This window comes from Sphingobacterium prati, assembly GCF_013167215.1.
GTDB classification, from domain to species: Bacteria; Bacteroidota; Bacteroidia; order Sphingobacteriales; family Sphingobacteriaceae; genus Sphingobacterium; species Sphingobacterium prati.
Window position 1 is genome coordinate 421,680 of sequence record NZ_JABJWY010000039.1, and the last position, 24,197, is coordinate 445,876.

Annotated in this window: 19 protein-coding genes; 10 read left to right on the forward strand and 9 right to left on the reverse strand. The window is 39.4% G+C overall.

The window, feature by feature from the left end; genetic code table 11:
• Positions 1 to 133: 133 nt before the first annotated feature.
• The 3 genes from HPC41_RS24920 (at position 134) to HPC41_RS24930 (ending at position 3,337) form a co-directional block, all read left to right on the forward strand.
• The gene (locus HPC41_RS24920; RefSeq protein WP_172396783.1) at positions 134 to 703 is read left to right on the forward strand and encodes a C40 family peptidase; all 570 of its coding nucleotides are present in this window, start codon (positions 134 to 136) and stop codon (positions 701 to 703) included.
• 174 nt (positions 704 to 877) lie between these two features.
• Positions 878 to 1,297, forward strand: coding sequence for a hypothetical protein (locus tag HPC41_RS24925; protein ID WP_172396784.1), 420 nt, complete (start codon positions 878 to 880; stop codon positions 1,295 to 1,297).
• A 480-nt stretch (positions 1,298 to 1,777) separates the two neighbouring features.
• Positions 1,778 to 3,337, forward strand: a complete 1,560-nt coding sequence (locus HPC41_RS24930; protein ID WP_172396785.1) for a calcineurin-like phosphoesterase C-terminal domain-containing protein — start codon at positions 1,778 to 1,780, stop codon at positions 3,335 to 3,337.
• A gap of 476 nt (positions 3,338 to 3,813) precedes the next feature.
• Here HPC41_RS24930 and HPC41_RS24935 read toward each other — a convergent pair whose 3' ends face one another.
• From HPC41_RS24935 to HPC41_RS24955, 5 genes are all read right to left on the reverse strand, one after another.
• Positions 3,814 to 5,127, reverse strand: coding sequence for a mechanosensitive ion channel family protein (locus HPC41_RS24935; RefSeq protein ID WP_216660875.1), 1,314 nt, complete (start codon positions 5,125 to 5,127; stop codon positions 3,814 to 3,816).
• A gap of 38 nt (positions 5,128 to 5,165) precedes the next feature.
• On the reverse strand, positions 5,166 to 6,536 hold the full coding sequence (locus HPC41_RS24940) for a nucleoside permease (RefSeq protein ID WP_172396786.1): 1,371 nt from the start codon (positions 6,534 to 6,536) through the stop codon (positions 5,166 to 5,168).
• A gap of 44 nt (positions 6,537 to 6,580) precedes the next feature.
• Positions 6,581 to 7,207 (reverse strand): bifunctional nuclease family protein, encoded by a 627-nt coding sequence (locus tag HPC41_RS24945; protein WP_172396787.1) that lies wholly within the window; start codon positions 7,205 to 7,207, stop codon positions 6,581 to 6,583.
• 204 nt (positions 7,208 to 7,411) lie between these two features.
• Positions 7,412 to 8,386 carry an electron transfer flavoprotein subunit alpha/FixB family protein gene (locus HPC41_RS24950; RefSeq protein WP_172396788.1) on the reverse strand — a complete coding sequence of 325 codons (975 nt, stop codon included), beginning with the start codon at positions 8,384 to 8,386 and terminating at the stop codon, positions 7,412 to 7,414.
• A 21-nt stretch (positions 8,387 to 8,407) separates the two neighbouring features.
• Entirely contained in the window at positions 8,408 to 9,145 is a 738-nt protein-coding gene (locus tag HPC41_RS24955) for an electron transfer flavoprotein subunit beta/FixA family protein (RefSeq protein WP_172396789.1), read from the reverse strand.
• Between the two features lie 444 nt (positions 9,146 to 9,589).
• Here HPC41_RS24955 and HPC41_RS24960 point away from each other — a divergent pair, with 444 nt between their 5' ends.
• A complete protein-coding gene (locus HPC41_RS24960; protein WP_246251063.1) occupies positions 9,590 to 9,961 on the forward strand; it encodes a tetratricopeptide repeat protein in 372 nt (123 codons plus the stop codon).
• 85 nt (positions 9,962 to 10,046) lie between these two features.
• The gene (locus HPC41_RS24965; protein WP_172396790.1) at positions 10,047 to 10,466 is read left to right on the forward strand and encodes a copper resistance protein NlpE; all 420 of its coding nucleotides are present in this window, start codon (positions 10,047 to 10,049) and stop codon (positions 10,464 to 10,466) included.
• Between the two features lie 80 nt (positions 10,467 to 10,546).
• Here HPC41_RS24965 and HPC41_RS24970 read toward each other — a convergent pair whose 3' ends face one another.
• The 4 genes from HPC41_RS24970 to rsmI are packed head-to-tail and all read right to left on the reverse strand — an operon-like array spanning position 10,547 to position 14,766.
• Positions 10,547 to 11,683 (reverse strand): cysteine desulfurase family protein, encoded by a 1,137-nt coding sequence (locus HPC41_RS24970; RefSeq protein WP_172396791.1) that lies wholly within the window; start codon positions 11,681 to 11,683, stop codon positions 10,547 to 10,549.
• 51 nt (positions 11,684 to 11,734) lie between these two features.
• Entirely contained in the window at positions 11,735 to 13,351 is a 1,617-nt protein-coding gene (gene lnt / locus HPC41_RS24975; RefSeq protein ID WP_172396792.1) for an apolipoprotein N-acyltransferase, read from the reverse strand.
• A gap of 14 nt (positions 13,352 to 13,365) precedes the next feature.
• Complete coding sequence (locus HPC41_RS24980; protein WP_172396793.1) at positions 13,366 to 14,064, reverse strand: PH domain-containing protein; 699 nt, start codon at positions 14,062 to 14,064, stop codon at positions 13,366 to 13,368.
• A 36-nt stretch (positions 14,065 to 14,100) separates the two neighbouring features.
• Positions 14,101 to 14,766 carry a 16S rRNA (cytidine(1402)-2'-O)-methyltransferase gene (rsmI, locus tag HPC41_RS24985; protein ID WP_172396794.1) on the reverse strand — a complete coding sequence of 222 codons (666 nt, stop codon included), beginning with the start codon at positions 14,764 to 14,766 and terminating at the stop codon, positions 14,101 to 14,103.
• A gap of 89 nt (positions 14,767 to 14,855) precedes the next feature.
• Here rsmI and HPC41_RS24990 point away from each other — a divergent pair, with 89 nt between their 5' ends.
• The 5 genes from HPC41_RS24990 to HPC41_RS25010 all read left to right on the forward strand — a co-directional run bounded on the left by HPC41_RS24990 (position 14,856) and on the right by HPC41_RS25010 (position 23,899).
• A complete protein-coding gene (locus HPC41_RS24990) occupies positions 14,856 to 15,932 on the forward strand; it encodes a class I fructose-bisphosphate aldolase (protein WP_172396795.1) in 1,077 nt (358 codons plus the stop codon).
• A 223-nt stretch (positions 15,933 to 16,155) separates the two neighbouring features.
• Positions 16,156 to 17,427, forward strand: coding sequence for a serine--tRNA ligase (serS, locus tag HPC41_RS24995; protein ID WP_172396826.1), 1,272 nt, complete (start codon positions 16,156 to 16,158; stop codon positions 17,425 to 17,427).
• A gap of 640 nt (positions 17,428 to 18,067) precedes the next feature.
• Positions 18,068 to 21,298: a SusC/RagA family TonB-linked outer membrane protein gene (locus tag HPC41_RS25000; RefSeq protein WP_172396796.1), complete on the forward strand. Its 3,231-nt coding sequence runs from the start codon at positions 18,068 to 18,070 to the stop codon at positions 21,296 to 21,298.
• Between the two features lie 13 nt (positions 21,299 to 21,311).
• Positions 21,312 to 22,772: a SusD/RagB family nutrient-binding outer membrane lipoprotein gene (locus tag HPC41_RS25005; protein WP_246251066.1), complete on the forward strand. Its 1,461-nt coding sequence runs from the start codon at positions 21,312 to 21,314 to the stop codon at positions 22,770 to 22,772.
• Between the two features lie 116 nt (positions 22,773 to 22,888).
• Entirely contained in the window at positions 22,889 to 23,899 is a 1,011-nt protein-coding gene (locus HPC41_RS25010; RefSeq protein ID WP_172396797.1) for an energy transducer TonB, read from the forward strand.
• The last annotated feature ends 298 nt before the right edge of the window (positions 23,900 to 24,197 follow it).

A 24,197-nucleotide genomic window follows, 5' to 3' on the forward strand; every position in this document is an offset into this window, starting at 1 on the left:
AAATAGTCTGTTGTGGGTAATAATTTATAAACTAGACGGAATAGATAAAATGTTTTTTAGGAAAGAGATAAACATATTGTATATAAAGAGTAGTTTATTTAAGTTTGTTTTACAGGAAAGTAAATCGAACAGAATGATTGCCAGATCTTATTTTATCGTATTTTTAAGTATATTATTATTGAGCAGTTGTTCAACGAAGAAAAACGTATTGACCTCCCGATCTCACTCTTCCAATGGTACGGTGTTGACAGATGCAAGTTCGGCACGTGGAAAGATTTTTTCGGGATCACGCCTCGATAATTACGCCTCACTACTGAATGTGAGTGCAAAAAAGTTAAACCCTCATCTCTATTCATTTATTGACGACTGGATGGGAATACCGCATCGGATGGGTGGGCAGACCAAAAGCGGAGTAGATTGTTCGGGTTTTGTTAACCTGCTTTATATCCAAGTGTACAAGGGTAATCTTCCACGAACATCGCGTGATATGGAAGGTGTGGTAAAACGAAAAAGGACTGATAAATTGGAAGAAGGAGACTTGGTGTTTTTCTCTTTCGGTAGAAATGGAATAGACCATGTCGGCGTGTATTTGCACAATAACAAATTTGTTCATGTCTCGACACGCAAAGGCGTTATTATCTCTGATTTGACAGATAGTTGGTATGCTAAAACTTTTGTGGACGCTGGTTCCCCTAATATTTAGTGGCAGAGATCCATGTAGGTTTTATGTCATATCTTGACATAAACTTTTATACCCTATATAAATCCTTATTTTTGTCAAAATTTTATAGAAATGACAATAAAGAGTAAAAAGATTTTTTTGGGCCTTTGTATTATCGTGCCATTTTTAATGTATTGCGTTTATTATTATAGCAATATGATTAAAAATGCACCATTCCGCTTTGCAGATTTTGAATCGATAGCATTCAAATATGGGGAGCCGAATCATATGGTCAATGAATATAATTCAAAAACGCGTATCTATAAATATTTAGACAAAAAAGATTCTTTAATTACGGATACTGTAAAATTTACGAAAGATGATCTCCTGTATTTGCACCGCAAAGCGATGGAGTTAGGCTTTTGGAATTTAGATACGGATATGACTGGTCCGGAAGGGCAGAAAGACTCTATAAATTCAAAGGTACCTCGCTTCTACTTAGAATATAACTACAAAGATAAATCTAAGCATGTGACCTTGGATGCAGATTTTGCAGGTAACCCGCGGATGCACGATGCGGCTAAATCAATGATAGATGAAGTAAACCGTATGTTGGCGACTGCACAAGCAAGATAATCATAATTATATCTATTAAAAATAAGGAGAAACTAAGGACTAGTTTCTCCTTATTTTTTTAATTTCTTTTGTTTCAAGGGTGAGGTTTTTATGTCGCCAATTGACCAATTAATTCAGGCATATATCCAATAATTCAAAGGCATAATAATAACGAAAGATCGGTTGACATAAATCAGATAAAATTACAAATACCACAGTAGGAAATTCGAGGAAACGATACGAGACAGTGTTAGGTTAAGCGGAAGATAATTTTGTATATAATAAGGAGATGATAGGGATTTTATACGGATTTAAGAGCGACCTCATTCGGATGAATACAAATAAAGTCTGATTTAAGTATCTGTAAAATGCTATTCAAATAACTGCTACTGTTATGTTGAATGCAATGTGAAGCGAATCTATATTTACAAATTCTTTATATTCAATTTATATTGCCTTAATGGGAATAGGGTACTTTAGCAGTAAAAATCAACATTCAACATGAAAACATTTTTAGCACTAGCTATTTCTTTGGCGTTAACACAGTCAGTACAAGCACAAAAATTTGCTAAGGGAAAAGTTTATCTTGATATAAACAAAAACGGAAAATTGGATAAGAACGAAAAAGGGATCGCATCTGTTTCTGTCAGTAACGGTCGCGAAGTTGTGTCTACGGATAACGATGGTAACTACCAATTGCCGGTTGGAAATGACAATGTTATTTTCGTTGTTAAACCTGCTGGATATGCCGTGCCAGTAGATGAAAATAATCACCCAAAATTCTATTATATCCATAAAACGAATGGAAGCCCAGTGTCAAAATACCCAGGTGTAGTGGCTACGGGAACAATTCCGTCAGCAGTGAACTTTGCGCTGTATCAACAAGACGAACAACCCAATTTTTCTGCGTTTATTTTCGGTGATCCACAGGCCTATACTGAAGAAGAATTGAGATTTTTCAAGGAGGGTGTCATTAATGAGATTGCGGACAAATCGGTTGCCAAATTTGGGATCAGTCTGGGTGATTTGGTCGGTGACGATCTCTCCCTTCAGCCGAAATATAAGTCAGTCATTTCGACGATGGGATTACCGTGGTACAATGTGATGGGAAACCATGACATGAATTATGATGCCAAGACAGACAGCCTTTCTGATGAGTCTTTTGAGCGCACTTTTGGCCCCAATAATTACTCCTTTAATTATGGAAAGGTCCATTTTATTGTATTGGATAACATCATTTATCCTAATCCACGAACTGGAAAGGGGTATTTAGGTGGTTTTCGGAAAGATCAATTGGATTTTGTCGAAAATGACCTAAAGCATGTAGATAAAGACAAATTAATTGTTCTATCGTTCCATATACCTTTATATCATGAAAACTCCAATGTGTTCCGCAATGAGGACAGACAACGCCTTTTTGATATTTTAGCTCCGTTTCAGCACACACTTTCGCTTTCAGCACACACCCATTTCCAGCGCCAATATTTTTATGGACAGAAAGACGGCTGGAAACAGGAAAATCCGCACCACGAATATAACGTTGGCACCACATCAGGCGATTGGTATTCTGGCGAACTGAATGATAAGGGAATCCCTGTCTCTACGATGCGTGACGGTACGCCAAAGGGGTATGCGATTCTGAAAATTGAGGGTAATCAATATAGTTTTGATTATAAAGTCGTCGGTAAACCAGCGAGTTATCAGATCGACGTGTATGGAGCTTCGGTGGTACCGGAAAAGTATACGAAAAGATATCCGATCTACGCGAATTTCTTCATTGGGAGGGAGGGAGATCATGTAGCTTACAGAATCAATCAAGGTGACTGGAAAGCGATGGAATATGTCAATGAAAGCGATCCTAATTTCTTAAGATCCTTAGCGAAATACGATACGGCAGAGCAATTAATGACTACTCGTCGCCCGTCCAATCCAGAAAAATCAAGTCATTTGTGGATGACAAATTTACCCAAGCTTAAGGCGGGCAAATACCAGCTAGAAATCAGGGCAATTGATATGTTCAATAGAGAACATTTTGCAACAAAAAGTATTGTGGTAGAATAATTGAATATTCATTTTTCACAAAATAAAAGGCAATCCCACGATTGCCTTTTATTTTGTGAAAAATGCTATAGGTCTATCTAAAAGGGATCAAAACTTCGCGATCTTATTTAGCAAGAAATTTTTATGTGAGAATGAACGATTCCAAAATTTCAGGTTATCTTCCATTTCGAAGGGATTAGACTCAGAAAAGAGACTTCTTCATCTCAAGGCTGCGGTGCGTATCTGACTGTAAATGCAGTACAATAAATATTTAAATAATTATTTATCGAATTGTTTGAAGTTTAAAGTTCCCTTAAGATGGACTTAACATTGCAGTCCTATATTTGTGTAGAGTAATTTTTGATTCATAAAGAGTTAGGGTTAATGTGTAGATCTGTTGTGAAACACGTCTAAAAATTTAGTTTGTTTTTAAAGTGAAAAGGTAATCTCCCCGGATTACCTTTCACTGTTTTTGACGGTCTTGGTCTCTTACGGCGCTAATTTAATACGCTGATCTTTGGCGTCTTTACAAACTGTCTGAAATCATCCGAAGCAGGATTTTCAAAAATTTCAAGGTCAAAATATTTTGTAGCGGCAAAGAGGTGATCAAAAACATCGGATACAATACCTTCATAATATTCCCAACGTATATCATTTACAAAGAAATAAAGTTCGATCGGAACGCCATGTTCTGTTGACGCTAATTGACGCACCATCAGGGGCATGGTCTTGTGGATATTGGGATTCTGGCGTAGGTACGTCAGTGCATAAGCTCTGAACATGCCCAGGTTGGTCATTTTCCTGCCATTAATTGGACTCGAAGGATCAATCTGATGAATGCGATTAAATTCATCGATTATCCTAGCACGGTCCTCGATATAAGGACGGAGAATTTGTATATGCATTAGCCCTTCGATCTCTTCGTTATCCAAAAAGCGAATTGTGGAAATTTTAATATTAATCGCCCTTTTCAGCCTTCTTCCCCCAGATTGCTGCATGCCCCTATAATTTTTAAAAGAATCCGATAACAGGGTATGTGTTGGGATGGTCGTGATGGTCTTATCAAAGTTCTGCACTTTGACATTGTTGAGGTTGATTTCCTTTACCGTCCCATCAGCGCCATACTTGGGCATTTCAATCCAGTCTCCCACTCGGATCGAGTCATTGGCCGATACCTGTATACTGGCCACAAACCCCAGGATCGTATCTTTGAAGACCAGCATCAGGATTGCCGAGGCAGCTCCCAATGACAATAGAAAGGACCAGGGCGAGCTACCAGTTAAGATCGAAAAACAGATGGTACCGCCAATAAAGTACATGATAATCTGACAGACCTGTAAGTAGCTCTCCAACGGTTTATCCGCAAAGGACTTTTTGGTACGCAGGATATCCCGGATACTTTTTAATAAGGAATGGATGATCAATAAACTGACGACGGTGGTTGCGATAGCCAATAACTTGTTGATGTTTTCTTTCCAATTCGGAAAACCCATAAAAATAATGGGAATGATATATTGCGCAACCAATATGGGGACGAAATGGGCAATCAGTTTTAAAGTTTTATTCCGAATTAATAAATCATCAAATCGGTTGGCGCTTCTCCGGATAGCTTTAATGGTGAGTAGTAGAAGCGTTTTTTTGCTGAAGTAATCGACAATGATCAGAAATAAGACAACCAGCAATAATAAGACAATGGAATTGATAAAATGATTGGTCTGGTTATCCAAACCCAGTTTGTTAATCCATTGAAAAGTCCAGTTGTAAATTTGGGATTGAGAATCCGTTAACAATTCCATTGATGTATTTTGCATGCTGCAAATATACAAAAAGCCGCATTTGCGGCTTTTTGTTATTTTGAATTTAGCGATTCAGGCTCATGTTTATGTCTAAAAAATAGCGCAAAAAGAACCGCGATCACCAGGGTATAGATTGCAAAGGCAAGCCAGATATCGTGCCAATCCTTGAGCATAATCGTGTTGTTCAAGGTGCCATCAGGCAATAAGGCAATACTTTTTTCCTTCAGAAAATTCAGGAAATGCGTGTCGTTGGTATTAGTGTCCAGGTATTGCGCAAGATCTCGCCCGCTCTGAAAGCTTTTAGTGAAATAGTGGTCAATAATCCAACCGGAAGTAAAACTGCCAAATACTGCGCCAAAACCATTCGTCATCATCATAAATAGACCTTGGGCGGAGCTACGAATACGCGAAGTGGTAGATGTTTCCACAAATAAGGAGCCTGAGATATTAAAAAAGTCAAATGCCATTCCGTAGACGATACAGGAAAGTACAATCATCCATAAGCCACCTGTCGGGTCTCCAAAAGAGAAAAGCCCAAAACGCAAGACCCAAGCAAACATTGAAATCAACATCACTTTTTTAATTCCGAATCTCTTCAGGAAAAATGGGATAGCCAGAATAAAAAGTGTTTCGGATATCTGCGAAATTGACATGATGATGGTTGAGTATTTCACAACGAAAGATTCCGCAAACTTCGGATAGAATTTAAACTCATCCAAAAATACATCTCCGTAAGCATTGGTCAACTGCAGTGCGGCCCCCAGGAACATGGAAAATATAAAGAACAGCGCCATTTTATAGTTTCCAAATAATTTAAACGCTTCCAGGCCCAACAGTTGTGTCCATGACGCATTTTCCTGCTGTAATTTTTTAGGAGGGCATTTTGGTAAAGTAAAGGCATAGAGACTTAAGGCTAAAGCTGCGGTTCCAGCAATATAAAATTGGTAACCAGTCGCTTTATTGCCCGTTAGATTTGTGATCCACATGGCTACAATAAATCCAACGGTTCCAAAGACACGGATAGGCGGGAATGCTTTGACCAGATCATAATTGTTTTCATTTAATGCGGTATAAGCAATCGAGTTGGATAACGCTAATGTGGGCATATAAAAACACATGGCGGCAAGCATCGCATAAAAAAAGGTGTTGGGATCGTTTACCTGTGGTAGATAAAAAAGAACACCGGCATAACACAAATGAAGAGCAAAATATAGTCTTTCGGCATTTATCCAGCGGTCAGCAATTATCCCCATTAATGTGGGCATAAATAGGGAAGCTATACCCATTGTCGCGAAAATAGCGCCAAATTGCGTACCATCCCATTGCTTTGTGCCAAACCAATAGTTAGCTATTGTAATCAACCATGCTCCCCAGACAAAAAACTGAAAGAAGCTCATAATGGTCAATCTTAATTTAATAGACATAAAACGATATTATTTAAAGTTTTGTTGCGCTTTAATGAAAGGAGCTATTTTCTTTTGGAAATTTCATCTCTAATCAAAGCTGCTTGCTCGTAATTCTCTTCCGTCAGCGCTTGATTGAGTGCCTGCTCCAATTGTTCATCTGTCAATGAAGAAAATGGGTTGTTAGGCGATTTGGATGGTGTTTTTTCTTCGACCTCAATCATGCTAGGATCTTGCATTTTGTTGGCTTTGTCCAGATTTTCCAAAAATGCGAATTCATGCCCCTCAATGATAATACCTGCAGAAGACATAATAAATTCATAGGCATAAATCGGAGCTTCAAATCGAACCGCCAAGGCCACGGCATCGGAAGTTCGTGCATCGATTTCGACTATTTTATTGCCATCAGAGCAAATAATCTTCGCATAAAAAATACCTTCAATCAGGTTATAGATGAGTACCTCAACAAGTTGGATACCAAAAGATTCAGCAAAGGATTGAAATAGGTCGTGCGTAAGGGGACGGCTTGGAATCATTTTTTCTATCCGAATAGCAATGGCTTGGGCTTCATGGCTGCCAATAATGATGGGTAATCTTCTGTTGCCTTCCACTTCTCCCAATACCAGGGCGTAAGCCCCAGATTGTGTTTGACTATAGGATAAACCAACGATATCTAATCTGATTTTCTTCATTTTAATTCCAAAGCGGTCTACAAACTTAGATAAATTTGCTTTTATATGCAATTATAATTACGTTCCTTGTGAACAAATTTATCGATCTCTCCTAGATCTTTAAAATCTTTTTTAATAGCCCAGATTGCGAATACGTAATGACAAACAAAAAACTCCCCATACATTTCTTTAAATGAATGGGGAGGAATATAGGGTATTAAAAGCTTAATTTCCTTTGTAAGCTTTCAATGCTTGTGTCAATTTAGGGACAATATCAAAAGCGTCGCCAACAATACCATAATCTGCAACCTTAAAAAATGGCGCTTCGGGATCCTTGTTGATGACAACGATAGTTTTTGAGGAACTCACTCCAGCCAAATGTTGAATGGCACCGGAGATACCGATAGCGATATAAAGATTAGGGCTGACAACAATACCCGTCTGGCCAACGTGTTCGGAGTGTGGGCGCCACCCGGCATCAGATACAGGTTTTGAACAAGCGGTAGCAGCACCAAGGACATCAGCCAACTCTTCGATCATCCCCCAGTTTTCCGGACCTTTTAGTCCTCGGCCTGCGGATACAACAATCTCTGCTTCGGGTAGGGAAACTTTATCTGTCGCCCGTACGATCTCCCTCACGATTGTCGAGAAATCTGTAGCAGCGACATTTGCCGTAAATGGCTCTACCGCAACAGTACCGCCAGTTTCCTTGGTTTCATAGGCGTTGGGACTTAGTGCGATCACCTTGATTGCAGCGGTCAATTCCACCGTAGCGAATGCTTTATTCGAAAACGCGGTTTTTTTGACGGTTAACTTTTCACCTTCGATAGTCGGTAAAGACAAGGCCCCATCAGCGAGTGCAGCATGAAGTTTTGCCGCGATGCGAGGTGCCAGTCCTTTGCCCGAAAATGAGTTGGAAAGTACAAGTAGATTCGCTCCAGTGCTTTTGACAGCTTCTGAGATAATGCTTGCATAAGCCTGATTGACGAAGGAAGAAAGTTGATCAGTATTGACCGTTAGTACCTTTGATGCACCATAGTTGCCCAATGTAGCAAGTTCATCCTGTGCAACATTGCCAATAGAGATGGCGACAAGATCACTATTTGTATTATCGGCGATGGCTTTCGCATAAGAAACTACTTCAAAAGCAGACTTTTTGAATTTTCCATCAGTATTTTCTACATATACGAGTATAGACATAATTTTTTCGGAGTTTAACGATTAAATAACTTTGGCTTCATCATGCAAGAGCGAAACCAGTTTCTCAACCTCTGCTGGATCAACCAGTTTTACAGTACCACGCGGAGCTGGAGTCTCGTAGGCAACAATACGAGAAAGTGTATCAACAGTGGACGGTTCCAGTACATCCAGGGGTTTGGTACGTGCACTCATAATACCACGCATATTAGGTATTTTAGGTTCTGCAACACCCTCGGCTGTGCCAATAACGATTGGAAGTTTGGCTGTCACGACTTCCTTGCCTCCTTCAATTTCACGTTCAACGCTGACTGCATCAGCAGTGACATCAACTTTTTTGGCAATGGATACCGACGGTATATTTAGCAATTCTGCAATGATAGCGCCCACCTGAGCACCATTATAATCAATTGACTCACGTCCGGTTAAAATTAGATCAAAAGCATTATCTTTTGCATAACTTGCGATTTGATTGGCCACAAACCAAGCATCTCTAGGAACAGCATTAACACGTACTGCATTGTCAGCGCCTATGGCCAATGCTTTGCGGATGGTCGCATCGGAGGATGCATCTCCAACATTGATGACAGTCACTGTTCCTTTTCCACCTTCAGCCAGTTCAACTGCCTTTGAGAGAGCAATCTCATCATAAGGGTTTATTATAAACTGCACACCAGTGGTATTAAAGGCAGTGTTGTCATTTGTAAAAGTGATCTTCGATGTAGTGTCAGGGACATTACTTATACAAACTAATATTTTCATATACGATTGGTTTTACCCAAACTTACCATATTTTCTGCCAATTAAAAAGTCCATAAGTGTGTGAAATTTCGATTCAATAGTAATCTTATGCGTTGTGTTATTTTTAATTTATTTCAATTTTATTGTTAAAATTTATTGTATTTGTAATTTTAGAGTGTCTACTTGGTTTTTTTATTAAATATTGCCAAGATTAGCGTTCTTTTTTTTAATGAAAGTTTTGCGTCAGTATAGTGTCATTTTATATGCTAGCATAGTAATATTAGCAATTTCTTGCCGCGTTTAAATCCACTATGTTTGATCGCAACTTAATCCAGACGAGCGGTAGAACCCCAAATAACAGCTGGCAGTGCAGTTGATCATTCGAGCGGAATGACCTTATTATGGCTGTGGATTATGGCTATCGGGATCGTAACTCAATAAAAATAATTATTTGCAGGTTGACAGATGAACGTAATTTTAATTAAGTTTGAAATAAAAAAGAATATGTCGACACGATTGGATCAACTCAACGAATTTTTGAAGGAGAGCCCCGAAGATCCTTTTTTAAAATATGCCATAGCTGCGGAGTACCTCAAACAAAATGAGGAGCAGGAAGCTTTGGAGAGATTTGAGCAGCTGATAGATAAACATCCTGATTACGTAGGAACGTATTATCATTTGGGTAAATTATATGAAAAACTGGACAAACCGGAACTTGCGATCATCACATATAAAAGTGGAATTGACATTGCCCGTAAAAGTCGTAATTTCCATACCTTGGGTGAGTTACAGGGTGCTTTGTCTTTTTTGGTGGACGATGATGATGATGATTTTTAATCCGTTCTAAATTTTTGGTATTTAATTTGTTATGAATTTTATGGGTGTAACTATTAGATGCTGATTTTTTTGAATTTGGAATGAGATGAAAAGGTTTATTTGGACGGTGGGATTGTTGGTGATGATTGCGCTGGCGGGATGTGATAATCCGAAACAGAGTGTAGCGGTTTATAAAGATAATTTGCAGGAATTAAAAGGAAGAGAGAAAGGTGAAATTGTGATTGGAGAGTATAAAGGGATAATGCCCTGTGCTGATTGCGATGGAATAGAAACGCTTATTTCCTTACATCGGGACAATACGTATAAATATTCGTCCAAATACCTCAACAAAAGTGATGATGTTTTCGTGCGTGAAGGGAAATGGAAATTAGACGGGAATATTATTACGTTGGATGGAGTTGACTACAAATTCAAATTGGGAAATCATATTTTGAGTCAGTTGGATCTATCAGGCAATGATATTACGGGCGATATTTCCAAATACTATGTCCTGACGAAGAACTGAAATCCGATAATGCTATAAAATTTATATAAAAAATCCGAAGAGAATTCTCTTCGGGTTTTTTGTTTTTATATCTTTTGTGTCTAGCTGTTTTTAGAACAAAGCTCTTTTAACGTAGACACAACGAAATCCACTTCCTCTTTTGTGTTGTTTTTGCAAAAGGAAAATCTAACCGAAGGGCGGTCTGAATTTGTTTTGATAGCACCTAGCACATGTGAACCGATATCTGTTCCAGAGCTACAGGCACTTCCACCAGAACAGGAGATTCCTGCAATATCCAAGTTGAATAATAGCATATCAGCTAGATCACTGCAAGGAAAAGATACATTAAGTACAGTGTATAATGATTTATCGGGGTCGGTGATACCATTGAATTCAACATCCGGAATGGCTTTTTGCAGCTCTTCAATCATGTAAGATTTAAGCCCTTGGATATAAGTCTGATGTTCTTCCATATGTTCATAGGCAAGTTCAAGAGCCTTCGCCAGGCCAGCTATACCATACACATTCTCAGTTCCACCACGCATATTCCGTTCCTGCGCGCCGCCATAAATCAAAGGTTTGATTTTATTATTTGCGTTGATATAAAGGAATCCCACACCTTTTGGACCGTGAAACTTATGGGCAGCACCGGTAATAAAATCAATTTTAAGATGACCTAGATCGTGTGGATAATGCCCCATCGTCTGTACGGTATCCGAATGAAAAATTGCGTTATATTGCCGGCATAATTCCGATATACGTTGAATGTCATTGAGATTTCCGATCTCGTTATTGGCGTGCATAATGGAAACAAAAGTGCGGGGATTTTTGCTCAGGAGCTCTTCCAGTTGATTAAGGTCTAAATTACCCTTATCGTCCACATCGAGTAGGTCAAGATGAACTTTTCCCGCCTTTTCAAGTTCTTCCAACGTATGTAAAACAGCGTGGTGTTCTATCGGTGAGGTAATCGCATGCGTGATGCCAAAGTCAGTGATCGAACGTACAATGGCCATATTATCGGCTTCGGTTCCGCCCGAAGTAAAGAAAATTTCTGCTGGAGATACGTGGAGTAGGTTGGCGATTGTCTTTCGTGCTTTTTCTACTATTGTTTTTACTTGTCTTCCGTGACTATGAATAGAAGATGGATTTCCAAAATTATTGTCCATCACATCTACCATTACTTTTATAACTTCAGGATCTAAGGCTGTAGTCGCTGCATTGTCAAAATATACTTGCATGCTGCAAAATTACAAATCTCAGAAGTAAATCAAATGCATTATGGTTTATTTTTAATCAGAATTTGGTCTTTTTTTTATCAATATAAAAAATCCACCCAAAGCGATTGCTAAACCCATGTAGGCAGCCATATCTCCAACTTTGGTGTAGGTTGTCAGCTCTTCATTTAAATTGATCTCCTGGTTCAATGCTGCGGGTACCCACCATTTGGTCTGCTGTACAATATCACCACGTTGATTGATGAAGCCAGATATTCCGGTATTCGCCGAGCGGGCAACCCAGCGCCGATTTTCAATGGCCCTTAATTTTGCATACTGCAAATGTTGATCTTTTCCCGAAGTATTGCCCCACCAGCCATCGTTGGTAATGATAGCGATAAACTGAGCTCCTTTTTTAACATATTTAGCCACATAATCACCCCAGATGGATTCATAGCAGATAACCGGAGCAGCACCGATGCCACTTTGTGCGTAGAAAACCGAAGGCTCGGCCTGTTTTCCGTAGCCGCCGGTTGTTCCACCAAAAGCCTTGAACAAAGGTTTTAAAACATTCATTGCCGTTCCAAAGGGCATCTGTTCGACACCGGGTACCAATTTGGATTTGTGGTAAAATTGTAGTTTGGAAGAGTAGTCAATCAATGTTGCTGCATTGAAGTTGTCTTTGTAGATATTAGGAGAAACTTCGCGGGCAGTGGCTGTCTTTGCGTAATTATACAATTGATAGCTTTCTATGCCGGACAAGACATTACCATTTTTATACTGATCCAAAAAATGCAGGATTCGTTGATAGGAATAAGTGTCACGCAGGTTTTCTTCATCAAAATCACCGTTTTGTGAAAGAGCAGTTTCGGGCCAGATAAAGAACTCCGTATTGGGTTTGGCCACTGAACTTGAAAGGCTAAACAAGGTGTTTAATTGTTCCTCGGGGCTAAGTTGAAACTTGATGTAAGGATTGATATTTGGCTGCACAACCACCACCTGTGCGGGATTTTGGTGTTCCTCATAATTGAAATAGCGAACCAAAGAAAAGACCGTTGGAACGAGTATAACGAGCATTAAACAAACTACAGGAATCGCCTTGTTTTTGAGTTCGTAAACACCTTTTCGATTGAGATAAAGCACGAAACCCAAAATATTAACCAACCATATCCATATTGATCCACCATATACGCCCGTCATGTCGTACCACTGGATTAGTTGATGAAAGTTGGCAAATCCGTTTCCCAAAGTCATCCAGGGAAAGGCAAGGTCCCAGGTTGCATGCAGAAATTCATAACTGATCCAGAACCCCATTAATCCAAAAAGCGATAACAAAGGCGAAGCTCTACGCCGTAATTGATAATACAAGGTGAACGCTATAGCCATTAATGCTGCTCCGAGACAAAAGGGGATCAAGCTGATCAGAATTGCCGCAAAAGGCGGCATCACTGCTGAGATCGAGTTGTATACCCAGTAAATGGATGCAGTGTTCCAGACTACAGCCGTCAGACCTGCGGTCAGAAATATTTTTTTACCTTTCTTTTTAATGGTTTCGCTGCGTATGATGTTTTCCAGTGCAATCAATAAGGGCAGGAATCCGATAAAAAGCAGTACGCTCGAATAGGGGATGGGTGGCCATCCCAACCACAATAAAAAGGCACTTAAAAGTGCCAATAGATAGTTGTTCTTCACGATATCCACTTATGTTATAAACTGGATAAAACTTCTTTTTTCTTTTGCTCGTACTCCTCCTGTGTGATCAGTTGTCTGTCAAAGAGTGCCTTTAGTTTTTTAAGCTTTAAGGTAATTTCATCATCTACCTCTTCGGCAATCGGAGGAGTGGGTATAGGAGCCGTCGGTTGTACAATCGGTGCCGCAGGTTGTACTATAGGGGCTACCGGGGTGATTACCGGTGCTGTTGGAGTGGGCTGGTTGTTTTCAATTTTCTCCGCTAATACCTCCCGAGGACTGCTGGGAGCGATCACGATCTTTTCCTTTTCAGCGGCCAGTTCTGCCTTTTTGTAGTTTTCAAGAGCGGCTTTAATATATTGGTAGAGTTTTCTTGCCTGTACTTTTGGGATGTAATCAATACTTAAATTCTCACCGGTAAAGGGAATGACGGTAACCTTTGAGCCAAAGATCTCCTCTTTGAAGGCAATATCTTTAATATCCTGCCAGCCAAAGATCTCAAAATCGGTAGCCAGGCCCAATTTGGTAAATTCACACATAAAAATGCGTTTATTGCTAATGGTGATACTATCCGGTAAAATTGTCACCGCAGGTTTTTTCTGTACGGCGATATAATCTATTTTTTCTCCCGGAGTAAGCATATCCTGGACTTTGGTAACCAATTTTTCAATGATTTTTATATCCTGTCCATCCTGTGCAAATTGTTCCATGTTCATGTCAAATACGTTTTATTAATCAAAGATTGTCAAAATTTATTCCAATCCACCTACACAAAATACAAATTCTCCTTTGATTGGATTGTTTTCAAAGTGTAATTTTAAATCAGTTAAAGTTCCGCGGACATTCTCCTCATACAGTTTGCTTAATTCTCTGGAAATAGAAGCCTGCCTATCCGCACCGAAAATTGTAATAAACTCTTCGATTGTCTTGAGGATGCGGTGCGGTGATTCATAGAAAATCATGGTCCTCTTTTCTTCCGCCAATGCCTTCAGACGAGTTTGGCGTCCTTTTTTTACAGGCAGGAAACCTTCAAAGCAAAACCGGTCATTAGGCAGGCCCGAGTTGACCAGGGCCGGTACAAAAGCGGTGGCACCGGGTAGGCATTGTACTTCCAGTCCCTCTTTAATAGCCGCTCTGACCAATAAAAAACCTGGGTCGGAGATTGCTGGCGTTCCGGCATCCGAAATAAGGGCTATGTTCTGTCCTTCTTTCAGAAATTTAATGATTTCAGAAACTGCTTTATGCTCATTATGCTGATGATGCGCAAAGACCTTTTTGTCTATACCAAAGTGCTTCAGAAGGGGAGCACTTGTCCTCGTGTCCTCAGCTAAGATAATGTCTACTTCTTTCAGAATATTGACTGCACGAAAGGTCATGTCTTCCAGATTGCCAATAGGTGTTGGAACTAAATATAACATGGTCAAAGTTAAGTTTTTTTTACTATATAATAGGTGCTAAAACATTCTGTCTATTTTGGAGTTATTTTCTATATAAATGCAAGAAATACATGATGCAATACATTGAAAAAATACAGGCACATCTAGGTGCCGAATCAGATTATCTATTGGCATTTGACAAACCAGCGGTTTCGAAAACCATGCTTCATCTGCCTGAGACGACATTTATTGATCAGGTCTATGGTGCTAGCGACCGTACACCACAGGTATTACGCAGCTTGGGGCAGCTTTTTGGAACCGGCCGGCTGGCCAATACAGGATACCTGTCCATATTGCCGGTAGATCAGGGGATTGAACATAGCGCCGGCGCTTCCTTTGCGCCCAACCCGCAGTATTTTGATCCGGAGAATATCGTAAAATTGGCACTGGAGGGGAACTGTAATGCCGTCGCATCGACTTTTGGCGTACTGGGTGCTGTATCCCGGAAATATGCACACAAGATCCCTTTTCTGGTCAAAATCAATCACAACGAATTGCTGACCTATCCCAACCGTGCCGACCAAATCCTGTATGGAACGATACGCGAAGCCTGGAATATGGGAGCGGTAGCAGTTGGAGCGACCATTTATTTTGGTTCGGAAGAGTCCGACCGTCAGATCATTGAAGTGGCAAAGGCATTTGAGGAAGCACATTCACTTGGGATGGCAACGGTATTATGGTGTTATTTGCGGAATCCGGCGTTTAAGGCAGAAGACAAGGACTACCATCTAGCTGCAGACCTAACCGGGCAGGCCAACCATCTCGGGGTGACGATCAAAGCAGATATTATTAAACAAAAGCTACCCGAACTGAACGGTGGTTTTAAAGCCCTCAACATGGGTAAAAGTAGTTATGGCAAATTAGATGACCGCATGTATTCGCAATTGTCATCAGACCATCCGATTGATCTTTGCCGCTATCAGGTGCTCAACTGCTTTTCCGGACGGGCAGGGCTGATCAATTCCGGCGGAGCTTCGGGGCAGAACGATATACAAGAAGCGGTAAAAACCGCCGTAATCAACAAAAGAGCTGGCGGTACAGGACTGATATCAGGTCGGAAAGCTTTCCAAAAGCCAATGAACGAGGGGGTTGAATTGCTGCATGCTATCCAGGATGTTTATTTATGTGAAGAAGTTACGATTGCTTAGGTACGAACTCAGATTCATCTTAAGGTCAGGTTGTTGGAAGGGGTTTTATCTACTATCCCGCTCTTGTTTACATGTAAATACTGTACAATAAAGGGGGCAAAGTGATGGAGGTGAAATAAACTGGAGCGCGCTGCAAACAGGCGTGGGTAGATAAATTTGCTTGTATATGAAGTCAAATTTATCTAAGTTTGTTCACTATTTTTTAAATAATACATTTATAATTATGTTGCAATTGAATTATATCCGTGAAAACAGGGATACGGTTATCGAAAGATTGGCTGTCAAGCATTTCAAGGAAATTGGATTGGTCGACGAAATCATCAGTTTGGATGAAGACCGCCGTAAGATCCAGGCGGAATCGGACGCACTTTCGGGCGAAGCTAACGCGGCAGCAAAGCAGATTGGAGATCTGATGCGCCAAGGAAGAAAAGAAGAAGCTGAAGCCGTTAAATCCCAATCGTCCGGATATAAAGAGCAAGTAAAGCAACTATTGGACAAATTAGGAGCGATTGAAATCGAATTGAATGATAAGATTGTTCAATTGCCTAATTTACCGCATCAATCTGTTCCTGTCGGTGTGAGTGCCGATGATAATGAGGTGGTTTTAACAAATGGTGAAATTCCGGCTTTATCGGAAGATGCATTGCCCCATTGGGAATTATTAAATAAATATGATATTGTAGATCTGGAGCTCGGTGTAAAAGTTGCAGGAGCAGGATTTCCGATTTACAAAGGCAAAGGCGCAAAATTGCAGCGCGCATTGATTAATTTCTTTTTGGATCAGGCAGCCGAGCAGGGGTATGAAGAGGTACAGGTACCCATTTTGGTTAACGAGGAGTCCGCTTTTGCTACCGGGCAGTTGCCGGACAAGGAAGGACAGATGTATTATGTCAACAATGACAACTTATACTTAATCCCTACGGCAGAGGTGCCGGTAACCAATATTTATAGAGATGTCATTGTTAAGGAAGCACAGTTTCCGATTAAGCATTGCGCCTACACGCCATGTTTCCGCCGTGAAGCAGGTTCTTATGGGGCCCATGTGCGTGGATTGAACCGTTTACATCAGTTTGATAAGGTAGAGGCGGTACAGCTAGTACATCCAGAAAAATCGTATGAAGTCCTGGAAGAAATGAGTCTATATGTACAGGGTTTGCTTCAAAAATTAGAACTACCTTATCGTGTATTGCGTCTTTGTGGTGGTGATATGAGTTTCACTTCCGCCTTGACTTATGATATGGAGGTGTATAGTTCTGCGCAAAAGCGCTGGTTGGAGGTATCTTCTGTTTCCAATTTTGAAACATATCAAGCCAACCGGTTGAAAGTACGTTTTAAAAATTCAGATGGGAAAATGCAATTGGCCCACACACTAAATGGTTCAGCGTTAGCGCTGCCACGGATTGTTGCTGCGATATTAGAGAATAATCAAACTGATAAAGGGATTCGCATACCTGCAGTTTTGGTTCCTTATACCAAATTCGAATATATCGATTAAGCGAACGTATTACATAACGAATCTATAATCTTGGATTTGCTAGAAGGAGACTTTACCTGAATGGGTAAAGTCTTTTTTTTTGGATAACACGTTCAAAATACTTTAGAATCGTTATAAATTACTCTTTTTTTTACGATGAGTAATAAGGAAATGTCATGTTAATGTTTTCTTAATACATTGTTAATGTTTTGTTAAATATGTGTGATTCCGTATAAAATTCTGTTTTGAATTTATTTAAAGAGTTTTTATTCTAAAATGCATCTTGCGTTTGAATTTGTAAGATAGTAAAGGCTTTATTGCGTTATTTTTTGTTTTCAGGTGTGAATGTTAAAAAACTTGTAAAAGCAACTTTGGCTTTCTATATTTGAAACCGTTAATAAAAATCGCACTAACTATTATATACTGTAAATGCTGAAAAGAGCAAATTTTACAGCTGAGTATTTTCAACGGATTGACTCTACATCTACCTAGGGTATACTTTTCCATTAATATTTTCAACTGTTATCACATGAATAGCGATATGCTATTTGCGTATTGTTGTTTATTGTCTAAGCAATGTGTGTTTAGACAGTTATGTTGACGGATATAATTTGTATCAATATATAGGATTAGAAAAATAATAAAATTAACTAACTAAAACATGAAACAAACATTACTAAGTTTTCTTGTTGGCGGAATGATCTTGACTTCGGTTGCATTCGCACAAGAAAAGAAGATTAGTGGTCGTGTTACATCTGCTGATGGTAAAGCAATACCTGGGGTGACAGTAGTTGTACAAGGCACTAATCAAGCGACACAAACAGATGCTGATGGTAATTATTCTTTGAATGTACCTGCAGGCAAAGTTGTTGTCTTCCGTTCGGTTGGTTTTGACGATAAAACCATCATTGTTAACAACAACAGCACTGTGTTCAATGTATCTTTGTCAGGACAGGACAATGCATTGGAAGAGGTGGTGGTGACGGCGAATGCGATTAAACGTGAAAAACGTTCTTTGGGATATTCAGCACCAACAATCAAGAGTGATGAATTGACAGAGGGACGTAATTCAAGTGCGATTAATTCATTAGCGGGAAAAGTAGCTGGCGTTAATATTACCTCTACTTCGAATTCTCCAGGTAGTTCTTCCCGTGTGGTATTACGTGGAGGTTCATCTATTTCAGGTAACAACCAAGCTTTGATTGTTGTTGATGGTACACCTATCGATAATACAAGCAAAATGGGGGGAGCTAGCGATCTAGCGAGTGTTGATTTTGGTAACCGTGGTAATGATATTAATCCAGATGACATTGCTTCTGTAACTGTGTTGAAAGGACCTGCAGCTGCGGCATTATATGGCTCAAGAGCATCAAATGGTGCGTTGATCATTACAACAAAAAGTGGTAAAAAGGGCTCGAAAAATGAGATCACTTTTAGCTCTACAAACACATTGTCATCTATTTTGAAATTACCTGAATTTCAAAATCAATATGGACAGGGTTCATCAGGCTATAATAAAGCGGGTGATTTAATCTATTCGAATGACCCAAAAGAAAACTGGTCTTGGGGTGCACCGTTCACGGGTGAAGTGCAAGAATGGGGACAGGCTGTAAATGGTGTACGTCAGAAGAAAGCCTATTCAGCGGTGAAAGACAATGTCAGAGATTTTTTTGATCTTGGTATCGCTTCTGATAACAACCTGAGTTTTTCTGGCGGTTCAGATAAATCGACTTTTTATTTGGGATTAAACGCATTGAATTCCAATGGTGTTTATCCAGGTAAAAAAGACAACTATAACAAATATGGTGTTAGATTTAACGGAACAACAGAGTTCTCAAATAAATTTAGCGCTGGTATCGCTGTAAATTATAGCCGAATCAATAGCAATAATGTTGGTGGTGGACAAGGTGGCGGTTCAGTTTACAATAACTTATTACAGACACCTAGAGATATCGATGTTGTTGGTTTGAAAGATTTGTCTAATCCTTACAACGGTTATGGTTATACAGATGAAAATGGTGTAGCTCATAATGATGTTTATGGGTATTATGGTGCCTATACCATGAATCCATATTGGGTGTTGGAAAACCATAATAATTTCAATGACGTGAACCGTATTATGGGGAACTTCAATGTGAATTATAAACCAACAGAGTGGTTGACTTTTCAAGAGCGTATCGGTTTGGATAATTACAGTGATCGTAGACGTTCGGAATCGCCTAAATATAGCTTCTTGCCAATAGATAACACTTCAGGTAATTATTCTGAAGGAAATATTCAAACAGATCCGGGACAATACCGTATTGACCAATTTAATGTCAATGAGATTGTTCATGATTTCATGGCGACGGCCAAACATACTTTCAATGAGGATTGGGAAGCATCGTTCATGTTAGGCAATAATATTCGTCAGCGTAAAACAACTTCTAATAGTACTGCGACAAATTCAAGCGGTGGGCTTGTTGTTCCGGGATGGTATAACCTTGCAAACTCCAACGGCCCATTGGATCTGATTGAAGATACCTGGACAAACCGTCGTTTAGTGGGGGTTTATGGTGATTTGAACGTTTCTTATAAAAACATAGCCTATTTACAAGCAACGGCACGTAACGATTGGTCATCTACTTTACCTAAGAAAAATAATTCATTCTTCTATCCAAGTGTAAGCGGATCGTTTGTTGCATCTGAATTGTTCTCTCCAGAATTGAAGAGCAAGTTCAGTTATGCAAAAATTCGTGCAAACTGGGCACAAGTAGGTTCGGATACAGATCCATACCAATTGATTTCAACTTTCTCTAGAAGTACAATCGCTGGCGGTTTCGGTTCTACGACCTTCCCTTTTGGTAATGTGTCTGCATTAATGTCAGGTAATACGATTGGGAATCTAAACTTGAAACCTGAAATCACGACTTCGTTTGAGGTAGGTACTGAGCTAGGTTTCTTCAATAACCGTTTGTCAGCTGATTTTACTTACTACAAGAACAATTCAAAAAATCAAATTTTAAGTATTCCTATTCCACTTTCAACAGGTTACGGACTTAGTTTGGTAAATGCTGGTAAAGTTCAAAATAGTGGCGTGGAATTGACTTTGAGAGGGGCTCCAGTGAAGACAGAGAACTTGACATGGGAATTGTTTGGAACGTTTACAAAAAACAACAGTAAAGTTGTTGAATTGATGGATGGAGTACAACAGGTTTCGGTTGGTGGTTTCTCTGGAATGAGTATCGTAGCTGCAGTAGGACGCCCATATGGTGAGTTTTATGCTGTTACAAATGCGACAGATGCACAAGGTCGTACCATTGTTGACCAAAAAACAGGGTTACCAATTGCTTCTTCCAAACCAGAATATCTAGGTACTTATAATCCAGATTTCCAAGCCTCATTGGGTACAAGTTTGAGTTATAAAAACTGGTCAATGAGTGCCTTGTTCGATACAAAACAAGGTGGTGTATTCTATTCCCGGACAAAGGATATCATGGGATTTGTTGGTACATCAGCTGAGTCAGGTGGTGATCGTATCGGTCAGATCTTCCCGAATTCAGTTTATTTGGATGCAGCAGGAAATTCCGTTGTTAATACGACTGCAACCTATGATAAAATCGACTATTATCCAAACATGGAAGCGGGAGTTAATGTTGTGGATGCGACTTACGTCAAATTGCGTAATCTTACGTTCACGTATAAATTCTCTAAAGACATGTTGAAAAACACACCATTTGGAGCAGCTTCTATCGGAGTATTTGGAAATAACCTATTTATCTGGACGCCAAGCGAAAATAAATATGCTGATCCGGAGGTGAATTCATCTGGTGCTGGTAATGCACAAGGTTTTGACTTTACAGCTCAACCTTCATTACGAAATTATGGTATCAATGTTAAAGTTTCATTTTAAGAGCAAGTAAAGTATGAAAACTATAAATTTTAAAAATGCTAAGAAGCTTTTAGTTTTAGCTTTAGTTGGCACACTAGGATTGACTAGCTGTAATAAATTTTTGGATGTCAATGAAAATCCGAACAATCCAGAGACAGCTACGCCTAGTTTATTACTACCTACAGTGGAAGCTGCTATCAGTCAAGTTGTGGGTAACAGTTTTCAGGTATATGGTAATATCTGGGGACAATACTGGACGCAAAATCCTACATCTTCTCAATACCGCTCTATTGATAGGTATCAAGTATTGAATACAGCAATGGACAGATCATGGTTGATTTTGTACCGTAGCGCATTGAATAATGCAGAATTGATTATTAATTCAAATGTGGCGGCAAACGACAATTATAAAGGTATTGCCTACTTATTGAAGGCTTATACGTTTCAAGTTGCAACAGATGCATTTGGAGATATTCCATTGTCAGATGCGCTAAAGGCGAACGGAAATCTTAATCCTAAATACGAAGCTCAAGCAGTTGTTTACGATTCAGTTTTCAATTATATCGATAAAGGTCTGGCTCTATTGGCAAAACCACAAGCAGTACCTGTTTCAAGTCAAGATATGATTTTCAATGGAGACTTGGATAAATGGAAAGCTTTTGCAAATACATTGAAGTTGAGAGCGTATCTACGCATTTCAAATGTTGATGCGAATAAAGCTGCGGCTGGTATCAAAGCACTTTATGCAAGTAAAGCGATATTTTTAAATGAAGATGCTACGATTACGTATACAACAACCGGTGGTAACGAAAATCCATTCTATAATGAGATGGTGGGTTTAGGTAAAACTCAAAATGTTGTCGCAAGTGCGACTGTAGTTCAGGCTTTTGTAAAGAATAATGATCCAAGAAGATTCTCTTTTTATAATAAGTTAAGCGGACAGGATACGATTGCTTTTATTCTTCAAGGGGATTTTAACGCCAATTCAGCAAAGTTAGTTTCGTCTCCTTCACCTCTTGTCGGTGGTCGTGCGGTAGATCCTACATCAGCAACTGCGCCAGTGAAATTGTTCTCAGCTGCTGAAAGTAAATTCTTACAAGCTGAAGCAGTGGTAAAAGGTTGGGGTACAGGTGATGCAAAAGCATTATTTGAATCTGGTATTACAACAAGCTTTACAGCTACGGGTAACGCTAGTGACGCAGCCAAATATATCGCAGAAGCTCCGGATGCTAAATTCATAGGCGATGCCGAAGCAAAACTAAAAGCGATTATTACACAAAAATATTATGCAATGTGTGGTTTCCAAGGTTTCGAGTCATGGACGGAGTGGAGAAGAACTGGTTATCCAACATTCTTTACAACTTCTATCGCTTCTACCTTAGGAGAAGGCAGAATGCCGTTACGTATGCCTTATGCAAATAGTGAGGCTACTTCAAATACAAATTACCCAGGTAATATTGTAATCTATACGCCTGTATGGTGGGATGTGAAATAATCCATTATTAGGTATATATTTTAAGAGCGGCAATTTCGAAAGAAATTGCCGCTCTTGTTTTGTATGCGTTTGTTTGAAAAAATGTATTTTTGCGCCTATTAACGCTACTATATTTTATGAAAAGATCGACTTTATTATTGCTTGTGTATGTTTTGATAGGATGGAATGTACAGGCTGCTTCTAGAGAGGAAAGGGGACTAGAATCTGTTACTGATACTATCATAAACTATTTCGATAACCTAGGGAATTCTGTTTCTACGAAAGCTGAATCTCGATCTTATCAGTATATTGTTTCGATAGGAAATGACTCTGAAAAACTATTTAATATCGTCAGTTATTATACGGATACGGATTCCATGAAGTCTTTTGGGTACAGCCGTGACAGTACGGCGTCGGGGATAGGCTGGAAATATTTAGGAGAATTCACTACTTACTATCCTAATGGACAGTTAAAGAGCTTGGAGACATTCGATATTCACGCCTTACCCGTTGATTCATCTTATTATTATTACCCCACAGGAAAACTGAAGATGCTGGTTACACAGGTAGAATCAGGACAAAGTCCATTTGTCGGTATTCCAATGACCAAGCCATATTACCTGTTATATTTGGATTCTATAGGGAATTATCTTTTAAAGAGAGGAAACGGATTCCTTCGACTGGATTATGACGATGGTACCTATATCGAAGGTGAGTTAAAAGATAATGAAAGGGAAGGAAAATGGAATGGCTGGAATATGGGCAGCCAGTATGAAGAGCTATATTTGGGTGGTACCCTTCAAAGTGGTAAAAGATTTCGTGCTACTGGTGAAGTAATTTCGTACGATGCTGATACAAAGGAGTTAGCACCTATGCCCCCTCTTAAAATGGATCAGTATATGAAGGCTATCTATAAAAATATAAAAATACCCAATGATTTAGTGAATCAATTGAAGTCTGAAGCTACCCTTGTAAAATTTGTTGTCAACAAAGATGGTCATCTAAGTAAGTTTACATATGATAAGGATGTTCCTATGAAAATTAGAAGCGAGATAACAACTGCCATTCAACGTATTGGATCCTGGAAGCCAGGGCGACTGCAGGGGGAACCTGTTGCCGTAAGTTATACTATTCCGATACGGTTATAATTATATTTTATCTCATCTCGTTACGTTATGATTGCAATAGAGTTATGTCTATAGCCAAAGGAGTTTCAATCGGTTACAATCCTTGAAAACCTTTAAAAATGATCAATTTTTAAAGGGGCGGGAGAGAATTGCCTAATGGAAAAGATTTCTCCCTGCTTATGCCAAATTAAATAAAAAAAATCAGGATTCAATCAACTGAATTACCAGTCAATTTCAGCTATATTTTACCCGTATATTCCAAACACTCGTTAAGCACTACTTAAGCACAGATATAGCACTATTTACGCAATCGTTGCGT

Coding starts and splice junctions, on each gene's coding strand:
- HPC41_RS24920 (WP_172396783.1), top strand. CDS start 134: ATGATTGCCAGATCTTATTTTATCGTATTTTTAAGTATATTATTATTG.
- HPC41_RS24925 (WP_172396784.1), top strand. CDS start 878: ATGATTAAAAATGCACCATTCCGCTTTGCAGATTTTGAATCGATAGCA.
- HPC41_RS24930 (WP_172396785.1), top strand. CDS start 1,778: ATGAAAACATTTTTAGCACTAGCTATTTCTTTGGCGTTAACACAGTCA.
- HPC41_RS24935 (WP_216660875.1), bottom strand. CDS start 5,127: ATGCAAAATACATCAATGGAATTGTTAACGGATTCTCAATCCCAAATT.
- HPC41_RS24940 (WP_172396786.1), bottom strand. CDS start 6,536: ATGTCTATTAAATTAAGATTGACCATTATGAGCTTCTTTCAGTTTTTT.
- HPC41_RS24945 (WP_172396787.1), bottom strand. CDS start 7,207: ATGAAGAAAATCAGATTAGATATCGTTGGTTTATCCTATAGTCAAACA.
- HPC41_RS24950 (WP_172396788.1), bottom strand. CDS start 8,386: ATGTCTATACTCGTATATGTAGAAAATACTGATGGAAAATTCAAAAAG.
- HPC41_RS24955 (WP_172396789.1), bottom strand. CDS start 9,145: ATGAAAATATTAGTTTGTATAAGTAATGTCCCTGACACTACATCGAAG.
- HPC41_RS24960 (WP_246251063.1), top strand. CDS start 9,590: ATGAACGTAATTTTAATTAAGTTTGAAATAAAAAAGAATATGTCGACA.
- HPC41_RS24965 (WP_172396790.1), top strand. CDS start 10,047: ATGAAAAGGTTTATTTGGACGGTGGGATTGTTGGTGATGATTGCGCTG.
- HPC41_RS24970 (WP_172396791.1), bottom strand. CDS start 11,683: ATGCAAGTATATTTTGACAATGCAGCGACTACAGCCTTAGATCCTGAA.
- HPC41_RS24980 (WP_172396793.1), bottom strand. CDS start 14,064: ATGAACATGGAACAATTTGCACAGGATGGACAGGATATAAAAATCATT.
- rsmI (WP_172396794.1), bottom strand. CDS start 14,766: ATGTTATATTTAGTTCCAACACCTATTGGCAATCTGGAAGACATGACC.
- HPC41_RS24990 (WP_172396795.1), top strand. CDS start 14,856: ATGATGCAATACATTGAAAAAATACAGGCACATCTAGGTGCCGAATCA.
- serS (WP_172396826.1), top strand. CDS start 16,156: ATGTTGCAATTGAATTATATCCGTGAAAACAGGGATACGGTTATCGAA.
- HPC41_RS25000 (WP_172396796.1), top strand. CDS start 18,068: ATGAAACAAACATTACTAAGTTTTCTTGTTGGCGGAATGATCTTGACT.
- HPC41_RS25005 (WP_246251066.1), top strand. CDS start 21,312: ATGAAAACTATAAATTTTAAAAATGCTAAGAAGCTTTTAGTTTTAGCT.
- HPC41_RS25010 (WP_172396797.1), top strand. CDS start 22,889: ATGAAAAGATCGACTTTATTATTGCTTGTGTATGTTTTGATAGGATGG.